The 22,016-nt window shown below is 64.7% G+C and carries 23 protein-coding genes and 1 tRNA gene; 11 read left to right on the forward strand and 13 right to left on the reverse strand.

Annotation, left to right across the window (positions count from 1 at the left end; translation table 11 throughout):
* Nucleotides 1-16 precede the first annotated feature (16 nt).
* The 6 genes from guaA to DEM25_RS00155 all read right to left on the reverse strand — a co-directional run bounded on the left by guaA (nucleotide 17) and on the right by DEM25_RS00155 (nucleotide 4,971).
* Complete coding sequence (gene guaA, locus DEM25_RS00130; protein ID WP_109768716.1) at nucleotides 17-1,579, reverse strand: glutamine-hydrolyzing GMP synthase; 1,563 nt, start codon at nucleotides 1,577-1,579, stop codon at nucleotides 17-19.
* Entirely contained in the window at nucleotides 1,576-2,010 is a 435-nt protein-coding gene (locus DEM25_RS00135) for a GFA family protein (RefSeq protein ID WP_109768717.1), read from the reverse strand. Before DEM25_RS00135 ends, guaA begins: the two co-directional genes overlap by 4 nt.
* Nucleotides 2,011-2,047: 37 nt before the next feature.
* Nucleotides 2,048-2,659: a 5'-methylthioadenosine/S-adenosylhomocysteine nucleosidase gene (locus tag DEM25_RS00140; protein ID WP_109768718.1), complete on the reverse strand. Its 612-nt coding sequence runs from the start codon at nucleotides 2,657-2,659 to the stop codon at nucleotides 2,048-2,050.
* Between the two features lie 58 nt (nucleotides 2,660-2,717).
* Entirely contained in the window at nucleotides 2,718-3,242 is a 525-nt protein-coding gene (locus tag DEM25_RS00145) for a TspO/MBR family protein (protein WP_245412699.1), read from the reverse strand.
* Between the two features lie 86 nt (nucleotides 3,243-3,328).
* Nucleotides 3,329-4,621 carry an RsmB/NOP family class I SAM-dependent RNA methyltransferase gene (locus tag DEM25_RS00150; protein WP_109768719.1) on the reverse strand — a complete coding sequence of 431 codons (1,293 nt, stop codon included), beginning with the start codon at nucleotides 4,619-4,621 and terminating at the stop codon, nucleotides 3,329-3,331.
* A gap of 71 nt (nucleotides 4,622-4,692) precedes the next feature.
* Nucleotides 4,693-4,971: a hypothetical protein gene (locus tag DEM25_RS00155; protein WP_109768720.1), complete on the reverse strand. Its 279-nt coding sequence runs from the start codon at nucleotides 4,969-4,971 to the stop codon at nucleotides 4,693-4,695.
* 204 nt (nucleotides 4,972-5,175) lie between these two features.
* Between DEM25_RS00155 and DEM25_RS00160 the strand changes: the two genes are divergently transcribed.
* Nucleotides 5,176-6,015, forward strand: coding sequence for a hypothetical protein (locus DEM25_RS00160; RefSeq protein ID WP_147393248.1), 840 nt, complete (start codon nucleotides 5,176-5,178; stop codon nucleotides 6,013-6,015).
* Between the two features lie 45 nt (nucleotides 6,016-6,060).
* Here the strand turns inward: DEM25_RS00160 and DEM25_RS17515 are convergent, their stop codons facing one another.
* Nucleotides 6,061-6,516, reverse strand: coding sequence for a hypothetical protein (locus tag DEM25_RS17515; RefSeq protein WP_109768722.1), 456 nt, complete (start codon nucleotides 6,514-6,516; stop codon nucleotides 6,061-6,063).
* Between the two features lie 74 nt (nucleotides 6,517-6,590).
* On the opposite strand from DEM25_RS17515, the gene DEM25_RS00165 reads away from it, so the two are divergent.
* From DEM25_RS00165 to DEM25_RS00175, 3 genes are all read left to right on the forward strand, one after another.
* The gene (locus tag DEM25_RS00165) at nucleotides 6,591-7,328 is read left to right on the forward strand and encodes a hypothetical protein (RefSeq protein WP_109768723.1); all 738 of its coding nucleotides are present in this window, start codon (nucleotides 6,591-6,593) and stop codon (nucleotides 7,326-7,328) included.
* Nucleotides 7,329-7,451: 123 nt separating this feature from the next.
* Nucleotides 7,452-7,982, forward strand: a complete 531-nt coding sequence (locus DEM25_RS00170) for an ASCH domain-containing protein (RefSeq protein ID WP_147393249.1) — start codon at nucleotides 7,452-7,454, stop codon at nucleotides 7,980-7,982.
* 72 nt (nucleotides 7,983-8,054) lie between these two features.
* Nucleotides 8,055-9,599, forward strand: coding sequence for a hypothetical protein (locus DEM25_RS00175; RefSeq protein ID WP_120222603.1), 1,545 nt, complete (start codon nucleotides 8,055-8,057; stop codon nucleotides 9,597-9,599).
* Between the two features lie 5 nt (nucleotides 9,600-9,604).
* Here the strand turns inward: DEM25_RS00175 and DEM25_RS00180 are convergent, their stop codons facing one another.
* Both DEM25_RS00180 and guaB read right to left on the reverse strand, forming a co-directional pair.
* Nucleotides 9,605-10,141, reverse strand: coding sequence for a hypothetical protein (locus DEM25_RS00180; protein WP_109768726.1), 537 nt, complete (start codon nucleotides 10,139-10,141; stop codon nucleotides 9,605-9,607).
* 8 nt (nucleotides 10,142-10,149) lie between these two features.
* Nucleotides 10,150-11,652 (reverse strand): IMP dehydrogenase, encoded by a 1,503-nt coding sequence (gene guaB, locus DEM25_RS00185; protein ID WP_109768727.1) that lies wholly within the window; start codon nucleotides 11,650-11,652, stop codon nucleotides 10,150-10,152.
* Nucleotides 11,653-11,809: 157 nt separating this feature from the next.
* Here guaB and DEM25_RS00190 point away from each other — a divergent pair, with 157 nt between their 5' ends.
* From DEM25_RS00190 to DEM25_RS00200, 3 genes are all read left to right on the forward strand, one after another.
* Nucleotides 11,810-12,121: an ArsR/SmtB family transcription factor gene (locus DEM25_RS00190; RefSeq protein ID WP_109768728.1), complete on the forward strand. Its 312-nt coding sequence runs from the start codon at nucleotides 11,810-11,812 to the stop codon at nucleotides 12,119-12,121.
* Nucleotides 12,118-13,161: a permease gene (locus tag DEM25_RS00195; RefSeq protein ID WP_109768729.1), complete on the forward strand. Its 1,044-nt coding sequence runs from the start codon at nucleotides 12,118-12,120 to the stop codon at nucleotides 13,159-13,161. The genes DEM25_RS00190 and DEM25_RS00195 overlap by 4 nt, the downstream gene beginning before the upstream one ends.
* Nucleotides 13,162-13,434: 273 nt before the next feature.
* Nucleotides 13,435-14,148, forward strand: a complete 714-nt coding sequence (locus DEM25_RS00200) for a DNA helicase (RefSeq protein ID WP_109768730.1) — start codon at nucleotides 13,435-13,437, stop codon at nucleotides 14,146-14,148.
* Nucleotides 14,149-14,214: 66 nt separating this feature from the next.
* On the opposite strand, the gene DEM25_RS00205 is transcribed toward DEM25_RS00200, so the two are convergent.
* A complete protein-coding gene (locus DEM25_RS00205; RefSeq protein WP_109768731.1) occupies nucleotides 14,215-14,907 on the reverse strand; it encodes an RlmE family RNA methyltransferase in 693 nt (230 codons plus the stop codon).
* Nucleotides 14,908-14,917: 10 nt separating this feature from the next.
* A complete protein-coding gene (locus DEM25_RS00210) occupies nucleotides 14,918-16,444 on the reverse strand; it encodes a Ppx/GppA phosphatase family protein (RefSeq protein WP_245412700.1) in 1,527 nt (508 codons plus the stop codon).
* Between the two features lie 212 nt (nucleotides 16,445-16,656).
* On the opposite strand from DEM25_RS00210, the gene DEM25_RS00215 reads away from it, so the two are divergent.
* Nucleotides 16,657-16,730, forward strand: a tRNA-Gln gene (locus DEM25_RS00215).
* 74 nt (nucleotides 16,731-16,804) lie between these two features.
* Here DEM25_RS00215 and DEM25_RS00220 read toward each other — a convergent pair.
* The gene (locus DEM25_RS00220) at nucleotides 16,805-17,809 is read right to left on the reverse strand and encodes a transketolase family protein (protein ID WP_109768732.1); all 1,005 of its coding nucleotides are present in this window, start codon (nucleotides 17,807-17,809) and stop codon (nucleotides 16,805-16,807) included.
* 11 nt (nucleotides 17,810-17,820) lie between these two features.
* Nucleotides 17,821-18,747 (reverse strand): transketolase, encoded by a 927-nt coding sequence (locus tag DEM25_RS00225; RefSeq protein ID WP_109768733.1) that lies wholly within the window; start codon nucleotides 18,745-18,747, stop codon nucleotides 17,821-17,823.
* 251 nt (nucleotides 18,748-18,998) lie between these two features.
* Between DEM25_RS00225 and DEM25_RS00230 the strand changes: the two genes are divergently transcribed.
* The 3 genes from DEM25_RS00230 to DEM25_RS00240 all read left to right on the forward strand — a co-directional run bounded on the left by DEM25_RS00230 (nucleotide 18,999) and on the right by DEM25_RS00240 (nucleotide 21,972).
* A complete protein-coding gene (locus DEM25_RS00230) occupies nucleotides 18,999-19,544 on the forward strand; it encodes a DUF924 family protein (RefSeq protein WP_109768752.1) in 546 nt (181 codons plus the stop codon).
* 205 nt (nucleotides 19,545-19,749) lie between these two features.
* Complete coding sequence (locus DEM25_RS00235; protein WP_109768753.1) at nucleotides 19,750-21,459, forward strand: long-chain-fatty-acid--CoA ligase; 1,710 nt, start codon at nucleotides 19,750-19,752, stop codon at nucleotides 21,457-21,459.
* A gap of 66 nt (nucleotides 21,460-21,525) precedes the next feature.
* Nucleotides 21,526-21,972 carry a DMT family transporter gene (locus DEM25_RS00240; protein WP_109768734.1) on the forward strand — a complete coding sequence of 149 codons (447 nt, stop codon included), beginning with the start codon at nucleotides 21,526-21,528 and terminating at the stop codon, nucleotides 21,970-21,972.
* Nucleotides 21,973-22,016: the final 44 nt, after the last annotated feature.

The following is a 22,016-nucleotide window of genomic DNA, read 5'->3' on the forward strand; positions in this document are numbered from 1 at the left end:
AATCGGCGATTTGGGATCATTCCCACTCGATGGTGCCGGGCGGCTTGGATGTGACGTCGTAGACCACGCGGTTGATGCCGCGGACCTCGTTGATGATCCGGGTTGCCGCCTGGCCGAGGAACGCCATGTCGAAGTGGTAGAAGTCGGCCGTCATGCCGTCGACCGACGTCACCGCGCGCAGCGCGCAGACGAATTCGTAGGTCCGGCCATCGCCCATCACTCCCACCGTCTGGACGGGCAGCAGCACGGCGAAGGCCTGCCAGATCGCGTCGTAAAGGCCGGCCTTGCGGATCTCGTCGAGATAGATCGCATCGGCCTGGCGCAGGATGTCGAGCTTGTCGCGCGTCACGCCGCCGGGGCAGCGCAGGGCGAGGCCGGGCCCGGGGAACGGATGGCGGCCGATGAACTGCTCCGGCAGGCCGAGTTCTCGGCCGAGCGCGCGCACCTCGTCCTTGAACAATTCGCGCAAGGGCTCGACCAGCTTCATGTTCATGCGCTCGGGCAGGCCGCCGACATTGTGATGGCTCTTGATGGTCACGGACGGACCGCCGGTGAAGGAGACGCTCTCGATCACGTCCGGGTAAAGCGTACCCTGGGCGAGGAAATCGGCGCCGCCGAGCTTGGTCGCCTCGGCTTCGAACACGTCGATGAAGAGCCTGCCGATCGTCTTGCGCTTGGTCTCGGGGTCGTTTTCGCCTTCGAGCGCGTCGAGGAATGTGTCGGACGCATCCACATGGACGAGCGGGATGTTGTAGTGCTCGCGGAACATGTCGACGACCTGGGCCGCCTCGTTCAGGCGCATCAGCCCGTGATCGACGAGGATACAGGTGAGCTGATCGCCGATCGCCTCGTGGATCAAGAGCGCGGCGACCGAGGAATCGACGCCGCCCGACAGGCCGCAGATGACCTTGCCGTCGCCGACCTGTTCACGGATCGCGGCGATCGCCTGATCCTTGTAGGCGGCCATCGTCCAGTCGCCCTTCAGGCCTGCGATCTTGTGCACGAAGTTGGACAGGAGCTTCGCGCCGTCGGGCGTGTGCACCACTTCGGGGTGGAACTGGACGGCATAGTAGCGGCGCGCCTCGTCGGCGGTGGCAGCCAGCGGCGCATTGGGCGACGAGCCGATCACCTCAAATCCGTCCGGCAGTTGCGTGACACGGTCGCCATGGCTCATCCAGACCTGATGCTGTTCGCCGACACTCCACACGCCCTCGAACAGCGGGCTTGGCGCATCGACGGTCATGAAGGCGCGTCCGAACTCGCGATGATGGCCGCTCTCGACCGAACCGCCCAATTGCGCCGCCATCGTCTGCTGGCCGTAGCAGATGCCGAGAACCGGCAGGCCGGACTGAAAGACGATCTCCGGCGCGCGGGGGCTGCCTTCTTCGGGTACGCTCCCCGGCCCGCCCGACAGGATCACCGCCTTGGGTTTGAGACGCTCAAAGCCCTCTTCGGCCGACTGGAACGGCACGATCTCCGAATAGACGCCGGCCTCGCGCACCCGACGCGCGATGAGCTGCGTCACCTGGGAGCCGAAATCGACGATCAGGACAGTGTCGGGATGGGGCGTGTCGGTCATGTTGTCTCGTCGTCCGTTGGCGCGTACATGGCGAAGATTTCGGCGCCGGTGAGCATCTTGGTTTCGTTGGCGAAGGCGTAAAAGTCCGGGGTCTCGTCGGTGAAGACCTGAAGTGTGAACCGCAACCCGGACTGGTCGTCAAAAAGGCCCACGGCCATCTGGTAATCGTTACTGTCGATGATGCGATAGAACAGGTTCGAGCCGCACTTGGAACAAAAGCCGCGTTCGGCCCAGTCCGACGAGCGGAAGCGCGTGATGTGCTCCTCGCCCTCGAATCGGACGCCGGCGCACTCGATTTCCATGTAAGGCGCCGAACTCCAGCGGCGGCACATGGAGCAATGACACGCGCCCACATGCGGCTTGTTCACCGTTGCGGAAAAGCGCACGGCGCCGCACAGGCAATGGCCCGTGCGCTGGCTGTCATCGCTCATTGGCGTGGTTCCCTTGATCGGTGATCAGGTCCACCGCTTACGCGAACGCGGCACCGCTTTCAATCGCCGCCTCGATCCGGTCGACCGCGCCTGCCAGCTTCTCGTCGATGACGTGAAGATATTGGGTCCAGTCATCGAAATGATGCAGATCGTCGGCGCCGTCGGAAATGCCGCGCAGGCCGACCAGCGGCACATCGAACATCATGCAGGCGCGCAACAAGGCAAAGGTCTCCATGTCGACCATGTCGGCATCGATGGCATCATAGGCCGCACCCGAAACGATGTTGGCGCCCGTCGACAGGCGCTTGGCCGGTATGTCGCCCATGACCGTCAGCGGCAGCTCGGCGGGCAGATCGAGAAACGGCGTGCGGCCCTTCTCGAAGCCAAGGGGCGAGGCGTCCATGTCGCGGTAACTGACAGAGGCGACCTCGTACACCTCGGCCTGCTCGAGCGTGCGCGAGCCGGCCGAGCCCAGCGAAATGACGATGTGGGGTCTTTCGGACGCCAATGAACGGGTCAGATTGACGGCCGATTCGACCGGTCCGACACCGCACACCAGCGGCGTGAAACGCGCCTGCAGGTGCGGGCCATATTCCGCATCGGCGGCCATGACATAGAGTATCGATCTCGATCCGACTGTCTTGAGCATCGCCTTGCCCGCCTTTCAAGCCACCCTGGCGCGCTGCCTGCCGCGATGTCAGCGCCTGTCAGTTCATCCACCAGATGGCGAGATTGATCAAGCCGGCGAAGGTCACCCACGCCATGTAGGGCAACATCAGAAGGGCGGACGTGCGGTCGGGTTTCCAGGTCAACTGGATGAAAAGAAAGGTCAGGGCGCCCATGACGACGATGACCAGAAGTGCAAGGCCGGGCAGCTGCATGCCGAAAAAGGCCGGTGACCATATGAAGTTGGCGGCGAGCTGCAGGAACCAGAGCTGCATGGGCAGGCCGCGATAGCCGCGCAGCCATGTGCGCCAGCCGGCGATGGCGACCATCACGTAAAGCACCGCCCAGACCGGCCCGAACACCCAGTTCGGCGGGTTGAAGAAGGGCTTTTCCAGCGCCTCGTACCAAGGGCCGGGCGCGGTGACGGCGCCGATCAGCGTTCCGCCGCCCAGCGTGAACGCAATGAACAGCACCAGCGAAAGCCAGCGCCCGCCGGGGCCCGACGCCCCGCCCGTGCCGCGATGGTCGCCGCCGGTCAGATCATCAAGGGAATTGGTGTCGGTCACGGTTCAGCTCCGGAATTGCGGCACAACGCACATCGGGCACGTTCGGCCCGGCCATACGCCATCGGCCGGAAGCCCACAACCGCCAATCACCCCTGCCCCTCGCGCTGGATTACCGCAAAGAAGAAGCCGTCGGTCTGCGTCGCGCGCGGCGTCAGCGTGATGCTGTTCAGATCGGCCGACCAGGGCTGCGGCTTGTCGAAGCCGAACAGATCCTGCCAGACCTCGCCCGCCGACAGGAGCGACCAGCCGGCGTGACGGTCGCCGAAGGCGTAGACCTGCGTCTCGTTCTCCTCGGCAAAGACCGAACAGGTGATGTAGCACAGGTAACCGCCGGGCCGGACGAAACGCGTCGCATCGTCGAGGATCGCGCGCTGTTCGGCGACGCGCTTTTCGAGCTGTTGCGGGGTCAGGCGCCATTTGGCGTCCGGATGGCGGCGCCAAGTGCCCGAACCCGAACACGGCGCATCGACGATCACCCGGTCGAACCGGCCTTCCAGCGGCGCCAGATCCGCATCGGCGGCGTGGACCTGCACATTGCGCGTGCCGGCACGCTTGAGCCGGTCGAAGATCGGCGCAAGGCGCTGCTTGTCGGCATCCCAGGCATGCACCTGGCCCTTGTTTTCCATGGCAGCGGCGAGCGCCAGCGTCTTGCCGCCAGCGCCGGCGCACAAATCGAACACCTGCTCGCCGGCCCGCGCAAACACCAGATCGGCGACGACCTGCGAACCCTCGTCCTGAACCTCGAACCAGCCCTTCTGGAATGCCGGCTCGGCCTGGACGTTGGGCAGGCGCCCTTCCCGGCGCGGCGGCTTGATGCGGATGCCGTGACGGGCGATGGCGGCGGGTTTGGCGCCCGCCTTGGCCAGCGCCTTGAGCACCTTGTCCCGGTCGGCCTTGAGCGTGTTGACGCGCAGATCGAGCGGCGGCCGCGCGGTGAAGGCCTTGGCTTCCTCGACCCATTCCTCGCCGAAGCTTTCGGCCATCAGGTCGCCGCACCAGGGCGCGACATCGGCCTCGACCCAGGGATCGGCAAGCGCCAGATCGTGCTCCGCGATGGCTTCAAGACGCGCCGTCGGCATTTCGGGCGCGAACTTGTCGCCGTCGAGCGCTTCGGCGATCTTGTCCGGCGCCATCGCCCAGGAGACGGCGAGCGCGCCGAAAGCGAGCGAAGCGGGGCTGTCATCATCCATCAGGAATGCAAGCGAGGCGCGCCGGCGCAGCGCGTCATAGACCAGATTGCCGATCGCCGCGCGGTCGCCCGAACCGGCAAAACGGTGCGCCCTGCCCCAGTCGGCCAGGGCCACCGAAGCGGGCCGTAAATGGGTGTCGATGTCGGCGAGCACGTCGATCGCGGCAGCCAACCGTCCGCCAAGGCGCATGAAATCTGTCTCCGGTCTCAGGGCGTGCGGCGCGGCTTAGCCGATGGCGGGCCGATTGGAAAGCACGTCCCTCAGGCACAGCCGAGACTCCGGCGTTCTTCCCTGACGATGGCGATGTTGCGCTCGATTGTGCCAATGCGATGGTTGATTTCACGCAGTTCGTCGCGAAGTCGCGGCAGGTCGCGGTCGCGCAGTTGTGCCAGGCGCCGCTTCGCTGCTTCCAATTGGGCGCGATTGGCGGCGCCGACAATTCCGACCGCGATACGACCCGGCAGGGGCAGGAGCCCGCCAGAGCCCGCCAGAGCCCGGAGCCAGGGCCAAAGCTTCCAGCCGAGCAACTTCGTTTTCATGCTGTGAGATCTCGCCGCGCTTGCGCGTGATCTGGTTGCGTTTGTCGCTGGCATTCAACTCGGCTCGATGGAGGTCGTGGTTAAATTGCCTCAGGTCAGCGTTCAATTCAGCGCAGCGGCGGGACTTGATATCGAGAGTAGGCATTTCCATACTTTCGTTTAACTCATTGTGTCGTCCGCAATATTGGCATGCAGGGAACCGCGTTGGATAAGTTGTACACGTTCGGCCTGTTCTTCATGATCTTCGCGTGGACGCATGGGGTAGCCGTGGCCGAAACGCGGCTCCTTGAGGTCCCCGATTTTTCCGAGTTTCCCGCGCCCGAAGTCCGCGAACTGAGCCATTCTGTCAGCATCAGACTGCTCCACGCAGACGACTATGGGATGGGCATCGACCATGCGGGCTGCGCGGAACGGATCGACATTCTGCTCGATGTCTATGTGGAACGATGGCCGCAGTTCGCGCAGTGGGCGGATGATCCCGACTGGCGGAACTATTGGGCCGATTATTTCGGAAAGACCGTCTATCGCGGCGAAATCGGCTGCCATTTCGTCAATCCCATCGTGGCGTTTCTACGCCGGGACGGCACGTATCGCACCGATGTCGAACCGGCCGACCGCATACCGCGCTGGTGCGGCCGCTGGCGGGACGGGCAGCCGACGATCGAAGAGGATCATACGGTCGCCGCGCTCATCGAACTGGCCTTCGAAGACGCCATTCCGGCGGCGGCAAGCGAACTCCATGTGATGTCCCAATCGCACTTCCGGTCCTACGGGCATCTGGTCGCGATGAACCCGGACGTGCTGCTGCTGCTGATGGAGCGGTCGAAAGTGATGGCCGACCGGCGGAACTTCATCTTCGCTTTCAAGCTGAACGAGGAGGATAGCCGCTATGGCATGCTGCACATGGTGCCGGACGCGCGCCGCGCCGAGGTCAAAGAGGCGGCATGGAACGGGGACTGGCGGTCGATCCTTGAGACCACGGGCCCCTGCCGGCCGCGCGATGTGGTGATGCGGGAGGCCGGCCTGCCGCAGCGGCGCTATTGAACGTAGACTTGGCAGGAAGTTCGGGCGGCAATACAAAATCCCACGTCAGCAGCCAAGATCCCTTCGGCGGCGACGCGCGGTATCAATATTGTTCTTGGTCGCGTTGATCCGCTGACGCGTTGTTTTGATTTCGGAATCGAGGATGCCAACGGCGATCTCGGCGCGTCTGATCTTGTCTCGTTCGACGCGGATCGCTGCTGAAACAGCCGCGGACGTCAAAGGAGCGACGATCCGCGCGGTCGGATGTCGAATGTTGGCAGAGCCTTGCGCCGCTCCTCTCATGGCTTCGAGTTGGTTGATGCGGTTCTCGGCTTGCGCAATTTCTCCTCGACGATTGGTTCGACGATTCTTCAGTGCAGATTCCTGCCTTTGCAAGCCGGATAATTCGTCGTTCGAGCGATCAATCGACATTGCAAGGACGCCGCATTCATTGTTTTTTGCTTCGGTTGCTGTAGGTTGCATAATGTAATCCAGTTCATAGAGACAACCAGATGATCTCATGCAACGCAAACCGTTGGATAAACTTGTTCCGATACTTAGTTGGATTCACCATACTGGCCCTATCCCAATCCACTTTGGTCGGCGAGGCAGCTGAAAGCGCCGAAAACCAGCCGCCGCAGTTCTTCCTGCCCTACCCGCTCCAATCCATGTTCGGCATCGACGCGGAGACTTTCGACGCGGTTCGCGAAGCCGAGTATGACGGAGCCGAGCGGGCCTGTGCGGGCAAGGTCGATGCCCATATTGACGGCTATGTCCGCCGCTATCGGGCCTATGCCCCGTTCCGGGACGATCCGGACTGGCGGGCGGCCTGGCTGGAACGCTTTGCGCTGACCACGCTGCGCGAAGAGCTGGGCTGTCATTTCATCGTGCCGCTCCGGCGAACGCTGGAGCGTGCCGAACGGGCGCGGTTCCATTCAGAGGATGACAGCGGCATGCCGGTCTGGTGCGGCCGCTGGTCGGACGATACGGTCGATGCGTCACTCAAGGCAGCCATAGCCGGCCTGGTGCCGCTTGCCTTCGACCATGGCATGCCCTCCGCCGAGATCATCTTCACATCCAGAACGGCATCAGCGAACGAAACCGGGCGCTACGCCACGATCCATATGAACCCGGACGTGGCCCTTTTTCTGGTGGAACGCGTCGTCTTGCTCGCGGCGCCTGAATTCGGCGTCCATCCCACGCAATTCGCCGACGCGGAAGGGCGTGCGCGGCTGCGGCTCGATGCGGTTTCACCCGAACGAAGGGCGGAGGTGATGGCGGCGGTGGAGACGGGCGACTACCAGTCGATCCTGGACACGACGGAACCGTGTTAGCCGCGCGAGGATTTTCCGCCCTCAATCGATGCGCAGTGACCGGCGCTTGCCGGGCCGGGTTTCGGGCTTAGGTGAATGAGGATCAGGCCGCCCTCGGCGCCTCACACCGACCGGTTGCCCACCATGCCAAACGACTCACTGCCATCCCTCGCCCTGTCCGTGCGCCAGCCATGGGCATGGGCGATTATCCATGGCGGCAAGGACATCGAGAACCGCACCGCCGGTTCGATCCGCGCCGGAGGGATGGATTGCCGGCGCATCTGCATCCATGCGGCCTCCGGCATGCGCCAATCCGAATATCGCTGGGCCGTTCACAAGCTTGCCGAGGTTGGCGTGAGAGCGCCGGCGCCCGACGCATTGGTGCGCAGCGCCATCATCGGCACGGTGGACGTGATCGACATCGTCACCGAAAGCGACAGCCCATGGTTCGGCGGGCCGTGCGGGCTGGTGCTCGACAACCCCGAAGCGATCGCGCCGATCCCGGCCACAGGGGCGTTTGGCTACTTCGCCTGGGAACGGGCGGGCGCGGTCGCGCCCACCCTGCCCTGGATGACCGGCTGGGGCCGGACCGGCGGCGATGGCGGCACGCTGGCGCTGTTCGACGATCTGCCGACCGGCTTCAAGACGCCGCCTGCCAAGCCGTTCAAGCGCTGACCGGCACCGCTTAAGCCCTTGGCAAGCACTGGCCGGGCACAATGGGCCGACCGCTATCAAGGCCACCGCCCCATGTCCGACATCATTCATCACGGCCCAACGGCCGCTCCATCGACCGCGACGCGGCCCGTCGCGCCCGGGCGCATCATGGCCGGGTTCGGCGCGCTGGCACTGCTGATCGCCGGGCTGATGCTGGCGCTGGCCGCGCCCAAGCTGCTCAACGATCCCGACACGCTGTGGCACATCGCTCTGGGGCGGGACATTCTGGCCACCGGCGTCTTCCCCGTCGCCGACAGCTATTCGCACACCTTTGACGGTGAGCAGTGGATCGCCAAGCAATGGCTTTCGGGCGTGCTTCTGGCGGTGGCGCACATGGCCGCCGGCTGGACCGGCGTGGTGGCGCTGACGATCGGCGCGCTGCTGGCGACGATGGCGATCGTGCACCGGGCGCTGGCGCGGCATCTGAACCCGGTCGCGACGCTGCTGCTTGGCGTCTGGTTCTTCGCCATGGCGAGCAGCACGTTTCTGGCGCGGCCGCATGCGCTGGCCTTGCCCGTGGCGGTCTGGTTCATCATCCACGTGTGGGACGCGGCCGCACGCCGGACGGCGCCGCGCTGGGCGGCGCTCGGCGCAATGGCGCTGTGGGCCAACATGCATGGCGGCTTCACACTCGGCTTCGTCGCCGCCGCCGCCGCGTTCGCCCATTTCATTATGAACGATCCATTGTGGCCGCGTTGGCGCAAGTGGACACCGGCGCTGATCTGGCGGCATCGCACGGTGCGCCGCTGGATCGTCTTTCTGGCGCTTCTGCCGGTCGTGGCATGCATCCATCCCTATGGGTGGCAGTCGATCGCCTCGACCTTCGTGATCGCCGACAATCCGGCCCTCGCCCATATTCGCGAATGGCGGTCCTATGCGTTTGGCGAAGACAGGGTGCTGACGCTGCATCTGGTCGCGGCGTTCGTGCTGTTGCTGACGACTGGCCTGCGCACATCGTTGGCCAAGGCGGTGTTCATCGCCTTCCTCATCTATCTGAGCCTGGCGCATATCCGGTTCGTCACGCTTTTGTATCTGCTGCCGGTCGCTCTTCTTGCCGGTGAGATCGCGCGCGCCTTTCCGGCCCTATCACTTGACCGTTGGCGCGAAAAACAGGTGCGCGACGGGCTGGAAACGCTGGCCGGCCGTCATCCCCGAGCGCTTATGGCGGCGGCGGTTGCCGGCGTCGTGCTGGCCATGGGGCCCTCGGTCGCAAACGACCGTCTCTCACCGGCGGCGCGCACCTATCCCTCCGCGGCGCTCGAGGCGGTGCGCGATGCGGGGATCGCCGGCAATGTGCTGAACGGCTACGGGTTCGGCGGCGCGCTGATCTTCGAGGGCATACCGACATTCATCGACGGACGGGCCGACCGCCTGTTCGACAATGGCGCGTTCATTGCCGCGCATTTCCAGGAAGCGGGCGATGCGGATGCGCTGGCGGCAACGCTTGTCGATCACGGGATCGGCTGGACGCTGCTGCCGCAAGGCGATCCGGCGATCGCGTTGCTCGATGCGCGCGAGGACTGGGTACGCCTTCACACCGACGAGCATGCCGTGGTGCATGTGCCGGCCGGCTCCTGAGGCGATCAGGTGCGGCGTGCGTGCCGCGACGCAGCCAGGCGGAACACGAACAGCGCGCCCAGCGCCAGCGCGACGAACGCCCATTTGAGCAGCGTGTAGGCGCTCGCAAGCCCGACCGATGCGTCGTTGACCGGCACGGCACCGGTGAGCATGTCGGCGACGAGGCCGTTCTCGAGCACGTCGAACAGACCATAGGGCGCGACCAGCGCAAGCGGCACGGCGATCTGCGTCCAGCGCGGCAGATGCCTGTAACGCGGCAGCCGGCGGAGCGTCTCGCGCATCGCAAGGAAGAGCGCGGCCATCAGCAGCCATGGAAAGACGAAATCCGCAAAGCCCGAATGCCAGCGCAGGAAGGCAGCCTGCCCGTCGGCGCCGAGCGCTGCCTGCCAAGCCGCGAAATCATCGGCGGCATAGCCCAAGGGGCGCGAATCGGGCGCCCGCAATCCGCCGGTCATCGGCTCGAACCAGAACACGTGCATGCCCGCCATGGCAGCGAACCAGACGATGGCGAGCGCGATCAGCGCCTTGGTCTGAATGGACATGGCGGCGGTCAGTTGCCGCCCGGATAGTTCGGGCTTTCGCGGGTGATGGAGACGCCGTGGGTATGGCTTTCGCGCAGGCCCGAATTGGTGATGCGCACGAATGCAGCTCGCTCATGCAGATCCTTGAGCGTCGCCGATCCGGTATAGCCCATCGCCGCGCGCAAACCGCCGGCGAGCTGGTGCAGCACGCCCGAGACGGGGCCCTTGTAGGGCACCTGACCCTCGATGCCCTCGGGCACCAGCTTGAGCGTGTCGCGCACTTCGGCCTGGAAATAGCGGTCGGCCGAGCCGCGCGCCATCGCGCCGACCGAGCCCATGCCGCGATAGGCCTTGTAGGAGCGGCCCTGGTGCAGATAGACCTCGCCCGGGCTTTCGTCCGTGCCGGCCAGAACCGAGCCGACCATCGCCGCCGAAGCGCCGGCGGCCAGTGCCTTTGCCAGATCGCCCGACAGCTTGATGCCGCCATCGGCGATCACGGGAATGTCCTGTTTTTGCGCTTCTTCGGACGCGGCCATCACGGCGGCCAGCTGCGGCATTCCGACGCCGGCCACCATGCGCGTCGTGCAGATCGATCCGGGCCCGATGCCGACCTTGACCGCGTCGGCACCGGCGTCGATCAACGCCCTGGCACCGTCGGCGGTCGCCACATTGCCGGCGATGATCCGCACCGCGTTCGAGCGCTTCTTGACCTCGCCGACCGCATCGAGCACGCGGCGCGAATGGCCATGTGCCGTGTCGACGACGATCACGTCGACGCCCGCCTCGGTCAGCCGGTCGGCCCTGTCGAGCGCATCGGCGCCGACGCTGACGGCCGCGCCGACGCGCAGGCGTCCCTGCGCATCCTTGGCAGCATGAGGGTTGAGCTGCGCCTTCTCCATGTCCTTGACGGTGATGAGGCCGACGCAGAACCCTTTTTCGTCGATTACCAGCAGCTTTTCGATCCGGTGGGTGTGCAACAGCCGCTTGGCTTCGTCCTGGCCGACATTTTCGCGCACCGTCACCAGGTTTTCGCGCGTCATCAGCTCATAGACCTTCTGGCCCGGGTCATCGGCAAAGCGGACATCGCGGTTGGTCAGGATGCCGACCAGACGGCCCGGCCTCTGGCTGCCGATGCCGGCGTCTTCGACGACCGGAATGCCGGAAATGCGGTGCGCGCGCATCAGCGCCTTGGCGTCGGCGAGCGTCGCGTCGGGACCGATCACGACGGGATTGACCACCATGCCGCTTTCGAATTTCTTGACCTGGCGGACCTCCTCGGCCTGCTCCTCGGGGTTGAGGTTGCGGTGGATGATGCCGATGCCGCCGGCCTGGGCCATGGCGATGGCAAGGCGCGATTCGGTCACCGTGTCCATCGCCGCAGACAGGATCGGCAGGGACAGTTCAATGTCCCGGGCGATGCGCGTGGTGATGTCGGTCTGCGCCGGCATGATCTCGGAGGCGCCGGGCTGCAGAAGCACGTCGTCGAACGTCAGCGCATAGGCGCCGCTCGCTGTATCAATGATCTTGGCCATCGTTGGGGTCCTGGATTGGGGCGCGGAAAGGCGCGCCGCCCGGTCACGTTGGCAGTGGGCCGTAACACGGCTTGAGGGCGATCAAAAGACCCTTGGCACGGATTGACACCGCTTTCATCTCTATATAACTAGATTTCTAGTTTTATAGGAGAACACCATGGACATAGAGCGCGCCGCGCAAGGCTTTGCCGCCATCGGTTCTGAACCGCGGCTGGAAGTGCTGCTGGCGCTGGTCAAGGCCGGCCCGGACGGCTTGACGGTCGGCGACATTCAGGCGCGTTCGGGGATGGCCGCATCGACGCTCGCCCATCATCTGCGCTTTCTGGCGTCGGGCGGGCTGATCTCCCAGGAAAAGCAGGGTCGCTCCGTCATCAACCGCGCCGAATTCGACCATCTGGAAGAGTTGGGCGCCTATCTGCTGCGCGAATGCTGTGCCGACAGCGCCGCCGGGAAGGAAGAAGCGGCATGACAACGCTCGATACCGCTCAGGAGGCTCGACCAGGCCGGACGACAAACCCGCTATCGGTGCTGGCGACGCCGTGGACCGTCGTGGTCGCGGTGCCGCTGATCATCTCGATCCTCGATCCGGAGCGTTTCGAAGCGATCGTCGGCTTTGCGGCGGGCGCGTTTCTGAGCACACTGCCCTATATCGCGTTCGCCGTGATCCTGATCGCATGGCTGAAGGCAGCCGGCGCCGAGGCGAGCATCGGCCGGGCATTCGAGGGCCGCGAGAATCGCGCCATCGTGCTCGCCGCCCTGTTCGGCGGGCTGGCGCCCTTCTGCTCGTGCGAAGTGATCCCCTTCATTGCCGGCCTTCTGGCGGTTGGAGCGCCTTTGTCGGCGATCATGGCCTTCTGGCTGGCGTCGCCGCTGATCGACCCGCCGACGCTTCTGATCACCGCCGCCGCGCTCGGCTGGCCCTATGCGATCGGCAAGGCGGTTGCCGCGGTCGGCATCGGTCTGGCCGGCGGCTATGCGGTCAAGGCGCTGACGGCGGGCGGGTTGTTCAAAGACGTTGCGCGCGGCGCCATCAAGCGCGGCTGCGGCTGCGGCCCCTCGCCCTTCGATGGCCGCCCGGTCTGGCGCTTCTGGGCCGAGGGCCAGCGCATCGACAATTTCAGTGCCGAACTGCGCGCCAACGCCGCCTTTCTGGCGCAATGGCTGGCGCTCGCCTATGTGCTCGAAGCGCTGCTGGTGACCTATGTGCCCGCTTCGCTGATCGCCGGGCTTGTCGGCGGCGAGGGCCTCGGCCCGATCGTCATCTCGGCGCTGGTCGGCATGCCGGCATACCTCAACTCCTATGTCGCGCCGGCGCTTCTGGCCGGTTTGACCGAACAGGGCATGAGCCCGGGCGCGGCGATGGCGTTCCTGGTGGCCGGCGCGGTCAGCTCGATCCCCGCCATGGCGGCGGTCTGGTCGCTGGTCAGAGCGCCGGTGTTCGCCACCTATATCGCGCTTGGCGTTACCGGCGCGATCGTCTCGGGCATCGTCTTTCAGATGGTGGTGTGAGCGGTCCGCTCGGCCCAAAGCGAGCGTCCTGACAGGCCATGTCGACCGACCGCTAGGAGCCCAAACTGATCAGTCGACGGAATGCGGCTAACGGTCACTTTTCAGTTTGAGTCGTCGGTTTAATTCGGGCAAATTGCTGACAGGCCTTGCTCGGGCCTCCGCCCTCCATCCGGGAAGCATCAGTCATGCTGAGCGAATTCGTCTCAACCTTTCTCGTACGAGCGCACGCATAAGGAGGGATTGCAGAAGCGGCTCGAAAGAGGAGGAAGTCACATGCAGTTGTCTGCTCCCATTTACGTATTGAAGCGTAAGGCTAAGCTCTTGACCCGGGGAAACGGTGTTTCCCTGCACCAGGCACTAAACAGAGTTGCCGTCGCAGAGGGGTTCACCAGCTGGAGCCATCTGGTGTCGTCATCAGCGAGCGGAAGTCCGGCGCGAAAAATTCTGTCGCTACTGGAATCCGGCGACTTGGCGCTCATTGGGGCGCGGCCAGGACATGGCAAGACGCTTCTGGGTCTAGAACTGGTGGCAAAGGCATCGCAATTCCGCCGGAAAGGCTTCTTCTTTACGCTCGACTACCATGAGCGCGATATTGCCGATCGGTTCTCGACGATAGGCATGGACCCAAGTTCCATCAACAAATCGGTGGTGATCGATACATCTGATTATGTGTCTGCGGACTATATCATCAATCGCCTCGAGGCCGAGAAGGAACCGGCGCTCGTCGTCGTTGACTACCTTCAACTGCTCGACCAGAAACGCAGCAATCCGAGCCTTGATGATCAGATCAAATCTCTACAGAGATACGTGATTGGTGCAGGCGCCATCTGTGCCGTCATCTCTCAAATTGATCGGTCGTTCGACTTGGTTGAGAAGTCCATGCCGGACATCTCAGATGTTCGTTTGCCCAACCCGCTCGATATGTCTGTCTTCAGCAAGAGCTTTTTCTTGCACCACGGCAAGATCCGTTTCGATCAGGCTGCTTAATCGCTCGACCAAGTGCTTTGCGGACATTCGGTAGTGTCCGCAAAGCGGACATCTGGCAGCCCTACCTCACGCGCGCCCCTTGAACCCTTTCGCCAGCAAATAGAGCTCCACCGATTCGGCGCGGCTGGCGTCGGGCTTGACGTGGATGACCTTGGCGAAATGGTTCTTGAGCCGGTCGAGCAGCGCCTTTTCGGTGCCGCCCTGGAACGTCTTGGTCAGGAAGTGCCCGCCGGGCCTGAGCACCTCCATGGCGAACTCGGCGGCGACTTCGACCAGATACATGGTGCGCATGTGGTCGGTCTTGCGGTGGCCGACGGTGGGCGCGGCCATGTCGGACAGCACGATATCGGGCGCGCCGTCGAGCGCCGCCATCAGCTTTTCGGGCGCATCCTCGTCGAGAAAGTCCATTTCCAGGATCGTCACGCCCGGCACCGGGTCCATGCCCAGATAGTCGATCGCGGCGACAAGCGGTTTTTCGGGCGTCGAGCCGGTGCGTTCGACGGCGACCTGGCACCAGCCGCCGGGCGCGGCGCCCAGATCGATCACCCGCTTGCCAGGGGCCAGAAGACCGTGCTTGTCGTCGATCTCGACGAGCTTGTAGGCGGCGCGCGAGCGCATGCCCTCGCGCTTGGCCCGCTGCACATAGGGGTCGTTGAGCTGGCGTTCGATCCAGCGGCGCGAGGATGGCTTGAGCTTTTGCTTGCGGCGCACATGCTGGTTGATCGACCGGCCGCCGGGCTTTGCCGATTTGCGTTTCATGGCCGCCCCCTCATCGCTGCCCGCCCGGCCCGCCGGCGGGGCGCGGCTTGGGCGCCGTGTCAGGCCGTCCGCGCCGGTGACGGCCGCGGCGCCAGACGCCGTCGGCGGCCATCATCTCGGTCAGAAGGCCCTCGCGCAGGCCGCGATCGGCCACCCGCAGGCGTTGCGCCGGCCAGACATTGCGGATCGCCTGCAGAATCGCACAGCCGGCCAGCACGAGATCGGCGCGGTCGCGCCCGATGCACGGGTTGGCGACGCGCTCGTCGAACGACCAGGACAGGATCCGGTCGTTGATGCGGTCGACCTCGTGGTCGCGCATCCAGAGGCCATCGACACGCCGGCGGTCGTAGCGGGCAAGGCCCAGATGAATTCCAGCCAGCGTCGTCACCGTGCCCGAGGTGCCGATCAGGTGGAACGCGTCGTCGGAGACGCCGTTGCCGCCACGCCGATGTTTTTCGGCGAACTCGCCCAGAAGCGCCTCGGCATGGGCGACCATCGCCGAAAAGCTCTCGGCATCCACATGGGTGCCGCCGAAACGCTCGGCCATGGTGACGACACCGACCGGCAGCGACGTCCATGCGACGATGTTGTCGGAGAGGTTGCGGCGGCCGGCATGGGGCAGATCGATGACGGCAATCTCCGACGATCCGCCGCCAATGTCGAACAGCACGGTCGAGCGCGCCGACCGGTCGACCAGAGATCCGCAGCCCGCAACCGCCAGACGTGCCTCGGTCTCGCGGTCGACGACTTCCAGTTTCAACCCGGTCTGGTCGCGGACGCGATCAAGAAATTCGGCGCCGTTTTCGGCCGAGCGGCAGGCCTCGGTGGCGATCAGGCGGGTGCGGCCGATCGGCCGGGCGGTCAGCTTGTCGCGGCAGACGGCGAGCGCGCCGACCGCGCGGTCCATCGCCTCGTCCGAGAGGCGGCCCGACGCGCCCAGCCCCTCGCCCAGACGCACGATGCGCGAGAACGCATCGACCACGCGGAACGACCAGGGCTTGGTCGGCACGGCAACCAGAAGGCGGCAATTGTTGGTGCCAAGATCGAGCGCGGCATAGGCGGTGGGCGCCTCGCGTTCCCGGCGGATGGCGGGCGCCGGCGGCGACGGCTTGTCCTTGCGCTGGCCGCACGGCGTTCCGTGCTGGGCGGCTGTCGTCGCCATGGCGTTATTGTCGGATCGGGCGGCATTGCGCTTGCGGCGGCCGCGCCGGCGCTTGCCGCGGCCAGCTACCGGCTTTTCGTCGGCCGCGCCGGCCGCACGATCACGCCCATCGTCGGGCGTGGTGTCCGGTGCGGCGCTTTTCGCCGCGCCATTGCGGTCGCTGCGGCGGCGGCGGCGTCCGCGCTTGGAGGGCCGTTTGGCGAACGGATCGTGATCGTCCGGGCGGGCGGCCTCGTGGCTCGGCGACGTTTCCCGGTTGCCGTCAGGCTTTGATGTGGCGGAGCGCGGCGCCGCATGGGCGCCCGTCTCGACAGGGCCGTCACCGGGTCCATCGGCGGCTGTCTCGCCACGGACATGGGGGCCTGAGTGGGACACGTCAGTGTCCGGACCAGGCTTGGTCACATCATTTCTCCCGCGCGGCGCAGCCTTGGGGCGCAGCTCGCGCGCTGTGTGTGAAGTTGAGCAAAGCGTATCAGGGGCGCGGAAAAACGCCAAGGCAAAATGCGCGCAAGACAATTGCATTGGCGCGCCAAACGCCATATATCGGCGCCTGTCCGCCTGTTCGGTCAGCCACCGGCGCGGCCTGTTGGGGAATAGGTTAACGGTAGACCCACGGACTCTGACTCCGTTAGTCCTGGTTCGAATCCAGGTTCCCCAGCCATCTCTCCAAATCTTCAAGCGTCTTGCAGGTCGCCGGTCTCGCCGAGCGTCCGGTTTTGAAGGGCCAGCGCCCGATCAGAGCGCTTCGGCCTTGACCAGCGAATGCACCGCATCGACGCGCGCCGCGTCCAGATCGTCCTCGCCGATGCCGAACGACTGGCCCACAAGGTCTTCGATGCCGCGCACAAGGGCGAGCGCGTCGAGCCCGTAATAGCGCATCAGATAGGCGCGCGATCCGCCATGGGCATAGGTGTCCCTGAGACCAAGCCGCACCAAACGCTTGCCGACGCCGGCATCGGCCATGGTTTCGGCGACAAGGCTGCCGACGCCGCCCTCGGTGACATGGTTTTCCAGCGTGATCACGCCGTGCCGCACCGAGCCGATATGGTCGAGCAACGCTCCATGGTCGAACGGCTTGATCGTGTGCAGATGAAGGTGGCGGATCGACAGGCCGGCCTTTTTAAGCGCCGAGCGGGCACGCAGCGCCTCTTCGGTGCAGATGCCGGACGTGACGACCAGAATGTCATCGCCATCCGCCAGTTCGCGCATCTCGCCGACCCTTATCGGCGTGTCGAACAGGCGCGGGACCGAGCCGCGCAGAACGCGGCACCAGACGGGTCCGTCAATCGTGTCGGCGGCCTCGCAGATGCTTTCGACCTCGGTGGCATCGCCCGTCTCCAGGATCGTCATGTTCGGGATCGAGCGCATCACCGAAATGTCCTCGATCGACTGGTGGGTCATGCCGCCCGGCGTGGTGACGCCCGGCAGGAACCCCATCAGCCGGACTTTGCGCCTTGGATAGGCGATCGAGGCCATCAGCTGGTCGTAGGGCCGGCGATACATGAAGACGCCGAATGTGTGGATGAAAGGCCGGAAGCCGGCCAGCCCGAGACCGCCGGCAAAACTCATCATGTTCTGCTCTGCCATCCCGAGAGAGACGAACTGGTCGGGGTGCCGGTCGCGGAAACCGTCGATCTCGCAGGACGATGTCAGGTCGGCGGACAGGCACAAAATATCCGGATTGCCGGCGGCGAATTTCTCGAAGGCCGACGCATAGGGGCGGTTCACCATCTCAACCATGATCGCGCTCCTCAATGCGTATAGTTGATCGGCTCGACGCCGAGATCGGCGGCGATCGATGCGTTCATGCGCGCACGTTCGTCCTCGGACTTGAAGCGCACATAGTGAAGGCGCGGAAACCGTTCCTGGAGAATGCTCATCGTGTGGAACGGGCTGGTGTGCGCCAGAATGATCAGCGGTCTGCCCTCATGCGGCTCGCGCACCGCATCGCGCATGGCGCCCAGATCGTGGCCGTCGATCTCGACGCAGGCGGCACCAAAGGTGAGGAATTTCTGACGGATGTCGCCCACTTCCATCACCGAATCCATGGCGCCGTCGCATTGCTGGGCGTTGACGTCCATGATCGCGTAGAGATTGTCGATGCCGTGATGGGCGCAGGCCTGAACCGCTTCCCATGTCTGCCCCTCCTGCACCTCGCCGTCGGACATGAAGACCCAGGTGCGGCCCGGCTCGCCCTTGCGTGTCCGGCCCCAAGCGAGGCCGGCGGCGGTCGACAGGCCGATGCCGAGCGTGCCGTTGTGCACCTCCATGCCCGGCGAATGTTCGGCGCCGATCATTTCGACCGATGAGCCGTCCTTGTTGAACATGTCGAGACCCTCGGGCGCCATGCGGCCGACCTCGATCAGCGTCGCATAGGCGACCAGCGCATAGTGGGCGGGCGCGATGAACAGCCGGTCGTAGCCGGGTTCGGCAGGTCCGTTGTAGCCGGCGCCTGTGTGATAGCCCGGATTGCCGGCAGAAGGCACGCCGCCGAACGGCTCGGGAATGGGCGGAAGTGTCGGCGGCCCGAGATTGAGCTCTTCATTGTAGAGCCAGGCCAACTGCTCACCGGCCGAACAGGCCTGCGACAAATATCCGCCATTGTTGCGCATGGCGTGCTCGAAGACGCGCCGCCGGATTCCCAAGGCGACATCCTCGGACGATCGTTCATTCCGCATGAGAACCCTCCTCATGACCTTACATATGTCACTGCCCTTGTCACATGTAAACTCGATTTCGCCGCAAAGCCTGTGTGCACCACGTATTGCAGGCCGCAACGGGGCCAAACGGGCGGCGGCACCGCATCGCCGGGAAGGTGCGCTCAACGCCTTTGATCCGGCTGACACTTGCGATTGCCCGAAGGGCGCGGTCTGTGCTTTCGTCCAGCCTGAACGCGCCGGCTTCCGGCGCCGAAAGGGGAGGCCCCACGATGGCGCAAGACTGGATCGAACCGGTGCTGGACTTCTGGTTCGGCGAACTCGAACCCGCCCAATGGTTCAAGCGCGACGATGAAGTCGACGAGGCCATCCAGACCCGGTTCGCCGAGACCTATGAGGGCTTGCGCGCCATGCCTTCGGCCGAACTCGTAACCGATCCGCGCACGACGCTCGCCGCGGTGATCGTGCTCGACCAGTTTCCGCGCAACATGTTCCGCGACAGCCCGCGCGCGTTCGAAAGCGATGCCCACGCGCGCGCCGTCGCCGATAGCGCCATTTCGGCGGGTCACGACGCGTCAATGACCGGTGACGAACGGCATTTCCTCTACATGCCGTTCATGCACTCGGAAGAGCTGGCCGACCAGGATCGGGCGATCGAACTCTTTCAGGCGCTGGGCAAGGAGGACGGCATCAAGTATGCGCACCTGCACCGCGACGTTATCGTCCGCTTCGGACGTTTCCCGCACCGCAATGCGGTTCTGGGCCGGCAAAGCACAGACGAAGAACAAAAACATCTCGATGTTCACGGCGGATTCTGACCGGCGCGAAGCGGGCCAGAAGTCGACATGGTGACATTGACGTATACGTTAGAATTGCTTGCGACTTTCGGCTAAGTTCATTATGACCGATCCATGACAGATTCCCGCCATGCGGGAAGATCGGGCGGCCGGACGCGGCACCCGAAACCACAATGTGGTCCGGCATCGCGGTGCTGCGTGTCACATCACAGTCTGGGAGGACACCATGGCAAAACCTGCCGCCGAGCGCGCACCCGCACCAACAGATGCGGACAACGACCGCATCTGGCTGAAATCATACCCTGACGGCACACCCGCCGAGATCGGCGCGCTCAGCCACACATCCATCGCCGCCCTGTTCGACGATGCGTTTGCACGCTACGCCGAGCGCCGCGCGTTCTCCTGCATGGGCAAGGCGATCAGCTATGGCGAACTCGACGCCGCCTCGAACGCCTTTGCCGCACACCTGCAGTCGCTGGGACTTCAGAAGGGCGACCGCGTCGCGCTGATGATGCCCAACATATTGCAGTATCCGGTGGCCATGGCCGGCGTGCTGCGCGCGGGCATGACGGTCGTCAACGTCAACCCGCTCTACACGCCGCGCGAACTGGAGCACCAGCTCAACGACAGCGGCGCCAGGGCGATCGTGATCCTGGAAAACTTCGCCAACACGCTGCAGCAGGTGATCGACGACACCCAGGTCGAGCATGCCATCGTCGCCACCATGGGCGACATGATGGGATTCAAGGGCCATATCGTGAATCTGGTTGTCCGCCACGTCAAGAAGATGGTGCCAGCCTGGCACATTGACGGGCACAAATCGTTCAAGGCGGTTCTGGCAGAAGCAAAGGGCAAGACGCCGAACCGGCCGGAGATCGGACCTGAGGATGTCGCCTTCCTGCAATATACGGGCGGCACGACCGGCGTCTCCAAGGGCGCCACGCTGACCAATGCGAACATTCTGGCCAATATCGAGCAGTGTTCGACCTGGCTCGATGTGGGCTACCGCGCCAAGGGCAAGCCGGACAGCATCAACTATGTCTGCGCGCTGCCGCTCTATCATATTTTCGCGCTGACGGTGAACGCGTTCGTCGGCATCAAGGAGGGCGGGCACAACATCCTGATCCCCAATCCGCGCGACATTCCGGGCTTCGTCAAGGAACTGGGCAATCACGAATTTCACTTCTTTCCGGGCTTGAACACGCTGTTCAACGCGCTGTTGAACAATGACGACTTCCACAAGCTCGACTTCAGCCATCTGCGCATGACTTTCGGGGGCGGCATGGCTGTGCAGAAGCCCGTTGCCGAACGCTGGCGCGAGGTGACCGGCTGCATGGTCACCGAAGGCTACGGCCTGTCGGAGACCTCGCCGGTTGCCACCGGCAACCGGCTGGACGCGACCGAGTTCACCGGCACGATCGGCCTGCCGATGCCGTCGACCGACATTTCGATCCGCGACGATGACGGCAAGCCGCTGCCGCTAGGCGAAGTGGGCGAGATCTGCATTCGCGGCCCGCAGGTGATGGCCGGCTACTGGAACCGGCCCGACGAGACCGAAAAGGTGATGACCGGGGACGGCTTCTTCCGCTCCGGCGACATGGGCTTCATGGATGAGGGCGGCTACACGAAGATCGTCGACCGCAAGAAGGACATGATCCTGGTCTCGGGCTTCAACGTCTATCCCAACGAAATCGAGGAAGTTGCGGCCGGCTGCGAGGGCGTGGTCGAGGCGGCGGCCGTCGGCGTGCCGGACGAACATTCCGGCGAAACGGTGAAGCTGTTCGTCGTGCGTGCCCATGACGGCGTCACCGAAAAGGACGTCAAGGATCACTGCGCGCAGCATCTGACCAACTACAAGCGGCCCAAGCACATCGAGTTCCGGGACGAATTGCCGAAGACCAATGTCGGCAAGATCCTGCGCCGCGAACTGCGCTGACGCCCGGCCGCACGCGCTGGCCAAACGCACGGAAATCGCGATAGGTGGCGGGCCGGAGGGCCCGCCATGTCGTTGAACTATCTGCTTCCCATCGCCGTCGTCGTATTCGGCGGCATGCTCTTGTCCACGCAAGGGCCGATCAATGCGACGCTCGGCCGGCTGGCCGGCGATCCTGTCGCTGCCGCCGCGATCTCGTTCGGTGTCGGCTTCGTTATCCTGACCGCGGTCACGGTCGCACGCGGGGCCGTCCCCGCCGGATCGGCCCTCGCCGCGATGCCCTGGTGGGCATGGACCGGCGGGCTTCTCGGCGCCTATTACGTTTTTGCCATCCTGTGGGCCGTGCCCAAGCTCGGCGTGTTGACCGTCGTCAGCGCCACCGTATTCGGCCAGCTCGTTGCGGCGCTGGCGCTAGATGCGATAGGCGCGTTCGGCGTTCCGGTTCAGCCGATATCGCTGGTGCGGATCGCCGGCGTCGCCATGGTGTTCGGCGGCGTTTTGCTGTCTCGGCTGTGACCGGATTGTCACGCCAGGACCGGTGACCTCCGCGCGCCCTTTTG

Source organism: Oceaniradius stylonematis (genome assembly GCF_003149475.2).
GTDB lineage: Bacteria > Pseudomonadota > Alphaproteobacteria > Rhizobiales > Rhizobiaceae > Roseitalea > Roseitalea stylonematis.